The organism is Micromonospora sp. NPDC005220, assembly GCF_040607895.1.
GTDB lineage: Bacteria > Actinomycetota > Actinomycetes > Mycobacteriales > Micromonosporaceae > Micromonospora.
Genome location: NZ_JBEXHP010000004.1, coordinates 108,120 through 120,629 on the forward strand (window position 1 = coordinate 108,120; position 12,510 = coordinate 120,629).

Annotated in this window: 18 protein-coding genes; 10 read left to right on the top strand and 8 right to left on the bottom strand. The window is 69.7% G+C overall.

Features of this window, described 5'->3' with window-relative positions:
• Positions 1 to 192: 192 nt before the first annotated feature.
• Positions 193 to 633: a (deoxy)nucleoside triphosphate pyrophosphohydrolase gene (locus tag ABZU52_RS03325; RefSeq protein WP_354969464.1), complete on the bottom strand. Its 441-nt coding sequence runs from the start codon at positions 631 to 633 to the stop codon at positions 193 to 195.
• Positions 634 to 816: 183 nt separating this feature from the next.
• Here ABZU52_RS03325 and ABZU52_RS03330 point away from each other — a divergent pair, with 183 nt between their 5' ends.
• The 5 genes from ABZU52_RS03330 (at position 817) to ABZU52_RS03350 (ending at position 4,666) form a co-directional block, all read left to right on the top strand.
• A complete protein-coding gene (locus ABZU52_RS03330) occupies positions 817 to 1,125 on the top strand; it encodes a 4a-hydroxytetrahydrobiopterin dehydratase (RefSeq protein ID WP_124773755.1) in 309 nt (102 codons plus the stop codon).
• A gap of 7 nt (positions 1,126 to 1,132) precedes the next feature.
• Complete coding sequence (locus tag ABZU52_RS03335; protein WP_354969465.1) at positions 1,133 to 1,888, top strand: class I SAM-dependent methyltransferase; 756 nt, start codon at positions 1,133 to 1,135, stop codon at positions 1,886 to 1,888.
• 10 nt (positions 1,889 to 1,898) lie between these two features.
• Complete coding sequence (locus ABZU52_RS03340) at positions 1,899 to 2,261, top strand: PH domain-containing protein (protein WP_030337500.1); 363 nt, start codon at positions 1,899 to 1,901, stop codon at positions 2,259 to 2,261.
• A 220-nt stretch (positions 2,262 to 2,481) separates the two neighbouring features.
• Positions 2,482 to 3,216: a class I SAM-dependent methyltransferase gene (locus ABZU52_RS03345; RefSeq protein ID WP_354969466.1), complete on the top strand. Its 735-nt coding sequence runs from the start codon at positions 2,482 to 2,484 to the stop codon at positions 3,214 to 3,216.
• Positions 3,217 to 3,382: 166 nt separating this feature from the next.
• Positions 3,383 to 4,666 carry an MFS transporter gene (locus ABZU52_RS03350; RefSeq protein ID WP_354969467.1) on the top strand — a complete coding sequence of 428 codons (1,284 nt, stop codon included), beginning with the start codon at positions 3,383 to 3,385 and terminating at the stop codon, positions 4,664 to 4,666.
• Here ABZU52_RS03350 and ABZU52_RS03355 read toward each other — a convergent pair.
• Genes ABZU52_RS03355 through ABZU52_RS03365 form a run of 3 tightly spaced genes read right to left on the bottom strand, consistent with a single transcriptional unit; the run spans position 4,650 to position 5,901 of the window.
• On the bottom strand, positions 4,650 to 5,093 hold the full coding sequence (locus ABZU52_RS03355; protein ID WP_354969468.1) for an SRPBCC domain-containing protein: 444 nt from the start codon (positions 5,091 to 5,093) through the stop codon (positions 4,650 to 4,652). The genes ABZU52_RS03350 and ABZU52_RS03355 overlap by 17 nt on opposite strands.
• Positions 5,094 to 5,095: 2 nt before the next feature.
• Positions 5,096 to 5,446: a metalloregulator ArsR/SmtB family transcription factor gene (locus ABZU52_RS03360; RefSeq protein ID WP_354969469.1), complete on the bottom strand. Its 351-nt coding sequence runs from the start codon at positions 5,444 to 5,446 to the stop codon at positions 5,096 to 5,098.
• Entirely contained in the window at positions 5,443 to 5,901 is a 459-nt protein-coding gene (locus ABZU52_RS03365; protein ID WP_354969470.1) for an SRPBCC domain-containing protein, read from the bottom strand. Before ABZU52_RS03365 ends, ABZU52_RS03360 begins: the two co-directional genes overlap by 4 nt.
• A gap of 116 nt (positions 5,902 to 6,017) precedes the next feature.
• On the opposite strand from ABZU52_RS03365, the gene ABZU52_RS03370 reads away from it, so the two are divergent.
• Both ABZU52_RS03370 and ABZU52_RS03375 read left to right on the top strand, forming a co-directional pair.
• Positions 6,018 to 6,392 (top strand): VOC family protein, encoded by a 375-nt coding sequence (locus tag ABZU52_RS03370; protein ID WP_354969471.1) that lies wholly within the window; start codon positions 6,018 to 6,020, stop codon positions 6,390 to 6,392.
• A gap of 27 nt (positions 6,393 to 6,419) precedes the next feature.
• On the top strand, positions 6,420 to 7,226 hold the full coding sequence (locus tag ABZU52_RS03375; protein WP_354969472.1) for a hypothetical protein: 807 nt from the start codon (positions 6,420 to 6,422) through the stop codon (positions 7,224 to 7,226).
• 93 nt (positions 7,227 to 7,319) lie between these two features.
• Here ABZU52_RS03375 and ABZU52_RS03380 read toward each other — a convergent pair whose 3' ends face one another.
• Positions 7,320 to 8,090 carry a class I SAM-dependent methyltransferase gene (locus ABZU52_RS03380; protein ID WP_354969473.1) on the bottom strand — a complete coding sequence of 257 codons (771 nt, stop codon included), beginning with the start codon at positions 8,088 to 8,090 and terminating at the stop codon, positions 7,320 to 7,322.
• A gap of 41 nt (positions 8,091 to 8,131) precedes the next feature.
• Between ABZU52_RS03380 and ABZU52_RS03385 the strand changes: the two genes are divergently transcribed.
• The gene (locus ABZU52_RS03385) at positions 8,132 to 8,704 is read left to right on the top strand and encodes a DUF3592 domain-containing protein (protein ID WP_354969474.1); all 573 of its coding nucleotides are present in this window, start codon (positions 8,132 to 8,134) and stop codon (positions 8,702 to 8,704) included.
• A 128-nt stretch (positions 8,705 to 8,832) separates the two neighbouring features.
• Positions 8,833 to 9,267 carry a hypothetical protein gene (locus ABZU52_RS03390; protein WP_354969475.1) on the top strand — a complete coding sequence of 145 codons (435 nt, stop codon included), beginning with the start codon at positions 8,833 to 8,835 and terminating at the stop codon, positions 9,265 to 9,267.
• Positions 9,268 to 9,328: 61 nt separating this feature from the next.
• On the opposite strand, the gene ychF is transcribed toward ABZU52_RS03390, so the two are convergent.
• A complete protein-coding gene (ychF, locus tag ABZU52_RS03395) occupies positions 9,329 to 10,414 on the bottom strand; it encodes a redox-regulated ATPase YchF (RefSeq protein WP_354969476.1) in 1,086 nt (361 codons plus the stop codon).
• A gap of 142 nt (positions 10,415 to 10,556) precedes the next feature.
• Between ychF and ABZU52_RS03400 the strand changes: the two genes are divergently transcribed.
• Positions 10,557 to 11,126 (top strand): exonuclease, encoded by a 570-nt coding sequence (locus ABZU52_RS03400; RefSeq protein ID WP_354969477.1) that lies wholly within the window; start codon positions 10,557 to 10,559, stop codon positions 11,124 to 11,126.
• A gap of 3 nt (positions 11,127 to 11,129) precedes the next feature.
• Here ABZU52_RS03400 and ABZU52_RS03405 read toward each other — a convergent pair whose 3' ends face one another.
• Together ABZU52_RS03405 and ABZU52_RS03410 are read right to left on the bottom strand one after the other, a co-directional pair.
• Entirely contained in the window at positions 11,130 to 11,864 is a 735-nt protein-coding gene (locus ABZU52_RS03405) for a peptidase E (protein WP_354969478.1), read from the bottom strand.
• Between the two features lie 119 nt (positions 11,865 to 11,983).
• Positions 11,984 to 12,487, bottom strand: a complete 504-nt coding sequence (locus ABZU52_RS03410) for a hypothetical protein (RefSeq protein WP_354969479.1) — start codon at positions 12,485 to 12,487, stop codon at positions 11,984 to 11,986.
• Positions 12,488 to 12,510: the final 23 nt, after the last annotated feature.

Below are 12,510 nucleotides of genomic sequence, written 5' to 3' on the forward strand. Positions count from 1 at the left end.
CCCCGCCCACCAACAACCACCCCCCCCCCCCAAAAACACAACCAACAACAAACCCCACCCAACCCCGGCGGGCGCGCTCGCCACCCCCCCCCCCCCCGCTCCACTTCCCGGGTGCTTCTCCCCACCCGTGAGGCCCGTTGATCATGAAGTTATTGCCACGACACGCCGCAGGCGGTGGCAATAACTTCATGATCAACGCGAGCTGAGGAGGGGGCGGAGGGCTGCCACGATGGGGGCGTCGGCGGGGAGCCAGGTGACGTCGTTCAACTCGTCTGCGGTCAGCCAGCGGAGCGCCTCGTGCTCCAGCGCCTGCGGCTGGTCGCCGCCGAGCAGGCGGGCCGCGTACACCTTGAGCACCGAGCGGCCGTGCGCCATCCGTACGTTGCGGCCGACCCGGTCACCGATCTCGACGCGTACGGCCAACTCCTCGGCGCACTCCCGGATCAACGCGTCGGTCTCGGCCTCGCCCGGCTCGACCTTTCCGCCCGGAAACTCCCACATGCCCGCTACCTCAGGTGGGGCGGAACGCGCACAGGCGAGCACGCGCCCATCCCGGATGATCGCCGCACCGACGATCACCTTCAGGTCCCGTCGTTCGGCCTGTCCGCCACCATTCGCCCGTTCGGTCCGCACGGGCGTCCAGGGTGCCAGATCAATCGGCGGTTTGGGTACCGTAGCCGTCCGCTAGGCCAGTAAGACACGGAAGTGTGGGCGTGGACACCCCTTCCGAGCAGCGAGAGACTAGGGGACACCGACAAGACACAGGATGGCGACGACTTGGCCACAAGCCGGCAACGGCGCTTGGGGGGTGCGGTGATGCGCGTGCTGTTCAACAGCAGGGCCAAGCACGATTACCTGTCCGACGCGTTGACATTGCTATCTGGTTGGACACGCGAGGGCGAGCAGATCCGACGGACGCTCGTGATCGACGATACCCAACACGCCGCACTAACTGAACGGGTCAAGGTCGTCGCGGATGCGCTGCATCTGCGACCCGAGATCAGCCGCCGGGCCGACAGCACCCAGATTCGGGTCGGGCACGGCAGCGGCGAGCCCCTGACCGAGGGCGAGGTCCTCTTGGCCGCCCGCATCGAGGACGCGTACCGGGCGGTCACCGAGGACTGACGCCGGGATGAGACACGCCGAGTTCCGCCACCACCGGCTGGTCCAGGTGTACGACGCCGAGTGCAAATGGGGGCCGGACGACGACTTCTTCCAGGCGATGGTCGACGAGACCCCGGCCGCGCGAGTGCTCGACCTGGGCTGCGGCACCGGCCGGCTGACCGTTGCCCTCGCCGCCGCCGGCCACACCGTCACCGGCGTGGACCCGGCCGGCGCGTCCCTGGCCGCCGCCCGCGCGAAGCCGGGCGGCGAGCGGGTGACCTGGATCGAGGGCACCTCGGCGTTACTGCCGGACCGGGCGTTCGACGTGGCGGTGCTGACCAGCCACGTCGCGCAGTTCTTCGTCGACGACGCGGAGTGGGCACGTACCCTCGCCGACCTGGCCCGGGCGCTCGTGCCCGGCGGCCGGCTGGTGTTCGACGCCCGCGACCCGGCGGACCGTCGCTGGGAGCGGTGGAACCCGGTGGATTCGCGGCGGCTGGTCACGCTGCCGGACGGCGGCGAGGTCCGCGCGTGGACCAGAACCACCGGGGTACGCGACGGAGTGGTCGACTTCACCCACCACTACCACTTCGACGACGGCGAGGAGTTGCTCAGCTCGGCGACCCTGCGCTTCCGCACCGAGGCCGAGCTGCGCGCCTCCCTGACCAGGGCGGGCTTCCTCGTGAACCGCGTCTACGGGGGCTGGCAACGCGAGCCGGTCGGCCGCGGCGACGGCGAGTTCGTGGTGCTCGCCCACACCGGCCCGGTGGCACCGATTTTCTAGCCTGGATCACATGGCGAACATCGCGTACGACCGCAAAGAGCAGGTCCAGCAGATCGAGAGTGGCCTCCTCGAAGGCGAGCAGATCATCGCCGTCTACGACGCCGTCGGCACCGGCACCGGGTTCATCGGGCTGACCGACCGCCGCGTGATCATCCAGGACCGCTCGTTCGTCGGAAAGCGGTTCGCGATCACCAGCATCCCGTACTCGAAGATCACCAGCGTGAGCGTGGTCAGCAACAAGTCGTGGGGTGGTTCGTTCTTCTCCACCGGCGCCATCGCCATCCACGTCGGCACGCACACCTACGAGGTGGAGTTCCGGGGCGCGCAGAAGAGCCACCACGTACACAACGTGATCCTGCACCACATCTCCTGACCGCACGTCCCGTCGTGGGCCCGGCTGGCGTAATTGCCTTGCCGGGCCCTCGGCGTCTCTGGTGTCCTCGGTCGACAGCCGCGCGAAGGGAGCAGCCATCATGCCGAACACGACGAGGTCCCCCGAACCCACCGTCATCCGACCTGAGGAATCGAGACTTCGTGAGCAGGACCGTTCCCCTGGCGCTGGACGCCACTGACCCCAACCCCGGAGGCCGCTGATGTCGGTCTTCGACGATCCCGGCCTGTTCGGCCGACTGTGGGCCGCCGGCTACGACGACGGAGGCACCAACCCCGACCCGGCCCCCGCCGTTGACTTCCTGGCCGACCTGGCCGACGGCGGCCCGGTTCTCGAACTGGCGATCGGCACCGGCCGGGTCGCGCTACCGCTGGCCGAACGCGGCCTCGCCGTACACGGCGTCGAGGCGTCCGAGGAGATGCTCGCGCACCTGCGGGCGAAACCCGGCGGCGATCAGATCCCGGTGGTCGTCGCCGACATGGCGGACGTACCGGTGGCCGGTGAGTTCCGGCTCGCGTACCTGGTCTTCAACACCCTGTTCAACCTGGTGGACGCCGAGCGGCAGGCGGACCTGTTCCGCAACGTCGCCCGGGTGCTGTCGCCCGGCGGCGCGTTCGTCATCGAGACGTTCGTTCCCGACCCGCGCGATTTCGACACCGACGAGCAGGTGCAGGTGCGTGAGGTCACCGAGGACTCCGCGACGATCCGGCTGCACCGGTACGACCGGCCGGCGCAGCGGTTCATCCGGCAGACCATCACGTTCGACAGCGATGGTGTGCACCTGAAGCCGTTCGCCATGCGGTACGCCTGGCCGCACCAGATCGACGAGATGGCGCAGCAGGCAGGCCTCCGGCTCACCGAGCGGTACGCCGACTGGCACCGACGACCGTTCCAGGCCGACAGCCCGTCGCACATCTCCGTCTACCGCGCGCAATAGCGGTTTGGTCGACTCGGGTTCCGGAAAGTCGGGGTGTCATCGCCCCAACTTCAAGGAACCCGAGTCGATCTCCCGCCGCCGGTAATTCGAACCTTCCGCCCTCGGCTGATTCTGCTGGTAGCAGTAGGTGTTGATCCGTCGACCCCGCGCCGGGTGAGCTGGCAGCATGCCAACCGACACCGCCCGTTTCCCGCGCTCCTCTCCGTACTGGCCGGTGGTCAGTCACCCTCAACTCCGACGTGTTCTACCCGGGCTCGCCGTCTCCGCGTTGGGCGACGGCCTGGCGGTGGTCGCGGTGACCTGGCTCGCCATCCAACTCGCCCCGCACGGTCAGCGCGGCAACTGGATCGTCGCGCTGGCCATAGCGGCGTACACACTGCCAAGCGCGGCCGGGACCGTCGTCTTCGGTCGGCTGCTGCGCGGGCGCAGCGGCGCGCAACTCGCCGGGTGGGACGCGATTCTGCGGGCCAGCGCGCTCGGGGCGATCCCCCTCGCGCACCTCGCCGGCGTGCTCACCGTCTGGCTGTACGTCTTCCTGCTCGCCGCCTCGGCGTTACTGCACTCGTGGGGTGCCGCCGGGCGCTTCACCCTGATCGCCGAGTTGCTGCCGCCACAGCACCACCTGCCGGCGAACGCTCTTCTCACCACCATCGCCGCATTCGCCACCATCGTCGGCCCGCCGCTGGCGGGCATTCTGATCGGCTGGGTGAGCCCGGTGTGGGTGATCGCTGTCGACGCGGTCACGTTCGCCGCGCTGGCCCTCACGTACCGTTTCGCCCTTCCCGACGCCGGCGGCGTCCACCGGGCCGAGCGCGGCGCGTCGCGGACGGCCGGTTTCGCTGTCATCCGCCACGACCCCACCCTGCTGGGCCTGCTGGTGTTGAGCCTCGGGTTCTTCTTCCTGTTCGGACCGGTGTACGTGGCGATGCCCATCCACATCACCGGCGACCTGCACGCCTCTGCGACCCTGCTTGGCGTCTACTACACCGCCTTCGGTCTCGGCGGGCTCGTCGGCGGTGTGATCGCCGGCCACCTTCGCAACTGGCCGCTACGCGCCACCACAATCGGCATCGTCGTCGGGTTCGGGGTGGCCATGCTGCCCCTCGGCCTGGGCGCACCGGTCAATCTGTCGCTGCCGGCCTTCGCGCTCGCGGGCGTGATCTGGGCACCGTACCGGTCCACCTCGGTGGCGCTGTTCCAGCGCAGTACGTCGACAGCGCAGCTTCCGACGGTGCTCGCCGCGAACGGCGCCGTCCTCGTGGTGGCGGTGCCCCTGGGCACCATGCTGGGCGGCCCGTTGGTGGGTGTCATCGGTGCACGCCCGACGCTGCTGCTCTGCGCTGTGGCGATAGCCGCCCTCGGCCTGGTCGCCGGGGGAATCGCGATCTCGCGGCGAGGCGGGCGATCCCCCGGCGATCCAATCGGCACCGAGATCAGTGCCAGTCGCTGATCCGGACGTCGTCCGGGGCCGGTCGGCCGTGGCCGGTCTCCACCTGCTCCTTGAGGCTCATCAGGAACAGCGCCCACTTGGTGCTGCAGTGGTGCATGAACTCGACCGGCTCGCGCCAGCCCTGGTGCGCGAACTGGACGATCGTGTACTCGCCGCGCTGGTCGAGACGCCAGTCGACCTCGGTGCCGACCCACTCCTCGGGGCCGTCGGCGACGCGCCACCGCACCCGCCCAGCGGGGTTCAGCTCCAGGACCTCCATGTCGAAGCCGCCGGCATCGCCGAACCGGAAGGCCAAATGCCCACCGACCTCGCTCTTGCCCACCGTGTCGGTGGTCCACCAGGCGGCGAGGCCCTCCGGTGTTGCCACCGCTCGGTAGACGTCGTCGAGCGGGGCGACGACGCCGACCCGGTGCAGAATGTCGACCATTCTCAGTCTCCTTCGTCGTTGGTGCGGGTGCGTTCGATCGTTTCGGCGATGCGCTTGATCCGGCGGAGTCGGGCGTCCCAGGTGGAGCCGACCGCCGACAACTGAGCGACCGCGCGGGCGAGTTGCGCTTCGTCCACCTGGTAGTGCCGCTCGCGACCGGCCGGTTCGGCGTGGATCAGCCCAACCCGGTCGAGGACCGCCAGGTGCTTCGAGACGGCCTGACGGGTGACGGGCAGCCGCCTGCTCAACGAGGTGGCCGTGCCCGGCCCGTCGGAGAGAAGAAGATCGATCATCGTACGCCGGATCGGGTCGCCGATCGCCGACCACAACTCGTCGTCGACCGCCGCGCTCACGGGGTCGCGACCAGCCGCGCGACGTACCCGCCCAGCCGGGGCAGGTAGTGGTCCCAACCGTTCTCGTGGTCGCGGTACTGCTCTTCCAGGACGGCGACCTCCCAACCCAGCTCGCGGAACCCGGTCTCGGTCATCCGGATCAGCGTCCCGGCACCGCTGGGCACCAGGTCGAAGGTGACGAAGAGCGCCTGCCCGTTCCGGTCCGGCTCGGTGAAGCACCACCGGAAAGCGAACCGCTTGGGCGGGTCGACCTCGACGACGGCGATCGCCACGGTCTTCGTCTCGCCGGTGTCGGCGTCGCGCCAGATCAGCTCGCCGGGCGCACCGACGACGGATTCGAACCGCGCATCGTCGGGCCACCACTCCCGCATGTGCTGGGGCTGGCTGACCACCTCGAAGACGACCTCGGGGGACGCGTTGACGTGGATGTCGCGTTCGATCGTTCCCTGTTCCATGCTCACAACCTTTCGCAACCTTTGGTTGCACTGAACCTACGGCAGCTCGCACCCATCGCGCAACCTTTCGTTGCATGTCGCGGGGTTTCGTCGTACCCGGGGTGCACGATCGGCACATGACTGAGCCGTCGCCCCACCGACACCACGCCATCGACTACGTCGAGCTCACGGTGACCGACCTTGCCGTGGCCAAACGTTTCTACGCCGACGCGTTCGGTTGGCAGTTCAACGACTACGGACCGGGGTACGCGGGGATCCGCAGCCCGCACGGCGACTCCGCCCCCGAGGTCGGCGGTCTCCGGCTGGACCGGGATGTCCGGGCGGGCGGGCCGCTCGTGCTGCTCTACTCCACCGACCTGGACCGGTCCGTGCAGGCCGTCAAGGAGGCCGGCGGCCAGGTGGTGAACGGGCCGTACGAGTTCCCCGGTGGCCGGCGGTTCCACTTCACCGACCCCACCGGCAACGAGCTGGGCGCCTGGGCCGAGCAGTAGGACCTTCGGCTCCGGCAGAGTGTCCCCGTGACCGGAAGAGGACTGGACGTCGGGGGATGGATCGCGCGTGAGGGTGCGCTGAGTCGGGTCCCGGCCGCGTTCGCCGGTGTCGTCGACGCGGCACGCGCTCGAATAGCCGAGTCGTTCGACTGTGCTCGGCTGCACAGCGCCTACCTCTACGGCAGCATCCCGCGCGGCACCGCCATCCTCGGCGTCGCCGATCTCGACCTGCTGCTCGCCCTGCACGCCGAGCCAGCCGAGGCCGACCGGGCCGCTGCCACGAGGATCGAGCAAGACCTCGACCAGTCCTTCCCGCAGATCGACGGTGTGGGCATCCTGCTGTTCAGCACACGTACGCTGCTCAGCGAGCTGGAGCGGCACGACCTCGGCTTCTTCGTCGCCTGCCTGTGCACACCACTGCTGGGCGACGACCTCGCCGACCAACTTTCCCGTTACCGGCCCACTCCCCTGCTCGCCCGCGAGACGAACGGCGACCTGTCGCTTGCGCTTCCGGGTTGGCGCCGCCAGGCAGCCACAGCGGCCACCGACAAGCAACGTAAGGCCCTCAGCCGGCTCGTCGCTCGTCGCATCGTCAGGACCGGATTCACGCTGGTCATGCCTGAGTGGGGAGGCTGGACAAGCGACCTCACCGAGTCCGCCGAAGCGTTCGGGCTCTACTATCCGGCATGCGCCGGGCAGATGCGTAGGGCTGCCATCACCGGCCGCACGCCCTCGCCAGATCCGGGATTGCTCCGCGAACTCATCGACGACCTTGGGCCCTGGCTCGCCGCAGAATACGCAGTCGTGCACGGCGAAAAGGCCATTCGTCCCTGATCTATCGGAGGTCCTCGCCACTCATGACGAGACAGCCGAACAGGTCCGTGAGGACGGCCCGGCGCGATGTCGGTTCACCGGCTCGCTGACCGATCAGCGCCGTCGGGCGCGGAGCACGCCGGTCAGCATCGGCAGCGTGAACTCGCCGTGCGCCGTTTCGGGTCTGCTCCCGAGGAAGGCGCGGATCCGGCCGAGGCCGGCAGCTCGCTCCTTTTCCGGCATGACCAGCATCCCGGCCCGCGTCGCAAGCGTCTCGACGAGAGAGTCGGCGGTACGGCGCTGCCCGTGCGGGAACTCGACCTGCTCCGCCGACCCGAAGCGGGAATCCAGGCCGGTGCTCGGAACGAGCAGGTCTGCCGTCGCCGTGCGCCAACTGCTCAACGTGTCACGCGGGCCGATTGCCGCGCTCCCGCTGACCTTTTCGAGTGCGGCGATCCAGTCGATCCGATCGTCCATGATGTTCCACAGACCAGCCAGAATGCCGCCGGGTGCGAGCACCCGGGCGATCTCCGCCCCGGCGACGGCCATGTCGAACCAGTGCAGGGCGTTGCCGGCCAGCACGGCGTCGACGGACGCGTCCGGAAGCGGGATCGCCTCGGCGCTACCGGGCAGGGCACGGACCGCCGGCAGCGCGCGGCGCAGCTCGCCGAGCATCGCCGGGTCAGGCTCGACCGCCACGACGTCGGCGCCTGCCGCGACCAGCGTCGCGGACAGCTTGCCGGTGCCGGCGCCCAGGTCGAGCACACGAAGACCGGGCGCCGGCTCCAACGCCCACCGCACCGCGGCCTGCGCGTAGTCCGGGCGGTGCTCGGCGTACGCGGCAGCGGCCGCGCCGAAAGACGAACGGAGCAGCTGTTCCGTCATGCCGTTCAACCTACCGCCGCCTGTCGACATCGACTGCGACCATGACCACCGTGCAGATCCTGCGGAGTTGGTGGCGCGTCCGCTATCCCGTCTACCTGCTCGGCCTCGTGGTCGGGATGGTCATGATGTGGCTGCCCTTCAAGACCTCTCAGGACAGCGACGCCTGGGAGAGTCGACTACGGGTCGATGGCGTGCAGGTCCAGGCAGTCGTCAATGAGTTCGTGCACAAGCGACGGAACAGCAACACCATGCACCTGCGCTACGAATTCGCCGGCGCCCAGCGTCAGGCCGAGGTTGGCTGTTGGGAGGTCTGCCTACCCGCCGGCAGTGCGGTGCGGATCTGGGTCAACCCTGACGACCCGGAGGATTTCGTCACCGACTTTGGCGTGCTCAGTGGACATCGAGGCCGGCTGCAAGGGGTGGTCGGAGCGGCATGCCTGGTTCTGTCCGGATCGATGGCGCTGGCCGTGATCGCCCGCCTGCACCAGCGACGACGTGAGCGCCGACAACGCGACTGGCAGCGGCAGCAGCGAGAGCAGCGCCAACGACAGTTCTCGAACGCCAGGGGCGGAACAAAGCGCAAGCCGAGCAGGCGACGGCCGCACCAGGACTAATCCGGCGACCCGCGGCGAGACCGAAGCATGACTGACCACCCCTCCGACCCGACGACTCCTTTCGGACCGGTGACGGCAATGGATCGCATCGAGGTCCGCCGCTGGGACCCGGTGTTAAGGTGTCGCCGGTGGCGGCCGAAGCAGCGGGGACATATCGTCGGACACCAATCGAGCGGGCGGATCAGCGCATCTCTTGGCACCGCACCGACCAGGCCTTCTTCGCTGCCGGAGCGTGCCACATCCTGGCCTGGGTGTGCCGGGCCTCCTATCCGGAACGGCCGATCGAAATCGCGGGAGTGCGCCTGGCAGGTGACTGGCAGGTCTTCCACGTCTACGCGCTCTGGGACGGCTGGGCGTTCGACCACTCAGGCTGGAACCCCGAACCGGAACTGCTGGAGACCAACACCACCTTCGAAGGCCGCCCGCTGGAGAGCGTCAAGATCGTGGAGAGCCTCGCCGAATTCTGCGAGACGCACTACTCCCGCATGCCGCACCAGTACTGGCAGGACCCAGTCCCCCGTGCTCGCGACTACCTGAGCCGACACACCCCACCGTGGGCATAGTTGCCCCTGTGTGCCCCACAGCGAAGGCTCACTCCTGTCGACCTGCGGAAACGGCTCGGATTCAGACGTTGAAGCGGAACTCCACCACGTCGCCGTCCTGCATGACGTACTCCTTGCCCTCGATGCGGACCTTGCCCGCCGCCTTGGCCGCCGCCATCGAACCGTGCTCGACCAGGTCGTGGTACGAGACCACCTCGGCCTTGATGAAGCCGCGCTGGAAGTCGCTGTGGATGACGCCCGCGGCCTCCGGCGCGGTGGCGCCGATCGGGACGGTCCAGGCGCGTGCTTCCTTGGGGCCGGCCGTGAGGTACGTCTGGAGGCCGAGGGTGCGGAAGCCGACCCGGACGAGCTGGTTGAGGCCGGGCTCGTTCTGCCCGATCGACTCCAGCAGCTCGCGGGCCTCCTCCTCGGGCAGGTCCACCAACTCAGATTCGATCTTGGCGTCCATGAAGATGGCCTCGGCTGGGGCGACCAGGGCGCGCAGCTCGTCGAGGAACGTCTCGTTGGCCAGCTCGGCCTCGTCGACGTTGAAGACGTACAGGAACGGCTTGGTGGTGAGCAGGTGCAGCTCGCGCAGGTGCTCCAGCTCGATCTTCGCGGCGGCGGCCCCGGAGTACAGGGTGGTGCCGCCGTCGAGCACCTCGATCGCGGCCTTCGCCGCGGCGACCGCGGCGGTCCTGTCCTTGCGGAGCTTGGCCTCCTTCTCCAACCGGGGCAGCGCCTTGTCCAGGGTCTGCAGGTCGGCGAGGATCAGCTCGGTGTTGATCGTCTCGATGTCGTCGGCCGGGGAGATCTTGCCGTCGACGTGCACCACGTTCGGGTCGGAGAAGGCCCGGACGACCTGGCAGATCGCCGAGGCGTCCCGGATGTTGGCCAGGAAGGCGTTGCCCCGGCCCTGCCCCTTCGACGCGCCGCGCACCAGGCCGGCGATGTCGACGAACGACACCGGCGCCGGCAGCACCTTCTGCGAGGAGAAGATCTCGGCCAGCTTGCCCAGCCGCTCGTCGGGCAGCCCGACCACGCCGACGTTGGGCTCGATGGTGGCGAACGGGTAGTTCGCCGCCAGCACGTCGTTCTTGGTCAACGCGTTGAAAAGCGTGCTCTTGCCGACGTTGGGCAGGCCGACGATGCCGATGGTGAGACTCACGACGAGCCAGCTTACGCCGGTCCCGGCCGGGCCGGTCCAGGCGGCTCCGATTCGGCGGCGGCACGGCGCTCGATCATCGCGGCCACCGGGCCCCGGCAGGCGTTGCTACCCTCCGATTCGATGGTCCGCTGCTGGAGGTGGGATGGGCTCGACGTTGCCTGAGCTGTACATCGCCGTCGACGTGGAGGCGGACGGGCCGATCCCCGGGCCGTACAGCATGATCTCGCTGGGTATGGCCGTGGCCGGCCGCCCGGATCTGACCTTCTACACCGAGCTGCGTCCCATCTCCGACGAGTTCGTCCCGGCGGCGTTGGCCGTCTCCGGCCTGGACCGGGACCGTCTGCTGCGGGAAGCACCCACCGCGCAGGAGGCGATGTCCGCCGCGGCGGCCTGGGTCAACGGGCTGCGCCGGGCCGGCCGTCCGGTCTTCCTCGCCGCACCGGCCGTCTGGGACGGCATGTTCGTGCACTGGTACTTCGTCCGCTTCGTCGGGCACAGCCCGTTCGGTGCGACCGGCTCCGGCGTCGATCTTCGCAGCTACTGGATGGGGATGACCGGCAGCGAGTGGGTCCAGACCCGCAAGGGCACGATCAAGCACGAGCTGGGCCTGCACGACGTGCCGCACACGCACCACGCCGGGGAGGACGCCGCCGAGCTGGCCCAGGTCTTCGACGCGGTGCTCCGCCGCCGACAGGCGGTCGAGGAGGCGTGACGTTCAGCCGAGCAGGCGGGGGGCGATGACCGCCTCCCGGACGCTGCCGTCCGCGCCCCGGCTGACCTCGTACGCCGAGACGCCCTCGCGGTCCGCGATCGCCTCGACCAGCCGGGTGCCCCGGTAGACCAGGCCGACACCGTCGTCGGTGCAGTGGCTGGTGGGGAGCGTGCCGTCGCCGACCAGCTCGTGCATCAGCGGGCGGCGCTGGCCCTCGCTGTCGTAGTGCACCCCGTTGCCGTACGGCAGCCAGGCCAGGCCCTCCGTGAAGCCGCGCAGCCGGGGGCCGAAGCTGTCGGTGGCACCGCCGACATGCCAGCAGATCGAGCCGGCGGAGACGCCGGCCAGCACCACGCCGGCCTGCCAGCACTCGTGCAGGATCTCGTCGAGCCCGTGCACCCGCCAGACCGCGACCAGGTTGGCCACGCTTCCGCCACCGACCCAGATCACATCCTGGGCGAGCAGGTGAGCGCGGACGTCCTCGACGTTCGGCATCGGGAACAGGGCGAGGTGGGACAGCCGGAACCGGGTGTCGGCGAACGCGCCGTAGACGGCGGTCAGCGAGGTGGGCTGATCGCCGACGGCCTGCCCGAGGTAGCAGACCCGCGGCTGCGGGCCGGCCTCGGCCAGCTCGGCCGCCAGCTCGAAGACCGGGCTGGGACGCAGGTCGTAGGGCCCGCGGTCGCCCCGGAAGAAGCCCATGCTGGTGGCGACGATTGTCGGTTCACTGGCGGGCATCGGGGCGTCCTTCCGTGGGGGGCGGTGCGGCGTCCATCCTGCCGCAGCCGGCCGCCCACCCGCTCGGTGTGGTGCCTACCGCACCCACGGGTGGCCGTCGGGCACCCCGTCGACCATGATCAACGAGACTGATCGGGTCGCCGTTGGCGGGGCACCTCGACCTCGGGCCAGTGACCCAGCGCCGGACGGTCGGCCGGGGGCAGTTGCGCGGCGGCTGCGCGGGGCAGGGTGAACCGGTCGGCGGCGGCCGGCCCGGCCGAGACCGACTCGCGCAGCATCCAGCGCACCTCGTCGGCCGTCCAGCCCAGCCCTGGCCGCGCGGCGATCTCGCGGATCAACCGCCGGCCGACCCTGGTGTCGTCGTCGTAGAAGCGCATGCACCAGTGGTGCGTCCACATCCCGAGCGCCCGCAGGCCCGCGTCGTCAAGCGAGCCGGCCAACCGGCCGCAGGCAGTTTCGGGAAAACTCTGCTCGGGGTCGCCCGCGCGGTCCCGTTCGATGGCGCCCACGGCGGCCGGCGCGACAGCCCGCATCCGGCGGTAGAAGGACTGCGCCACCGCGCGGGGCAACGGCGGGAACGCACCCGGTGTCGACGCCGCCGCCCAACCCGCCACGCTCGTCATCCCCCGCACCCCTTCTTCAGTTG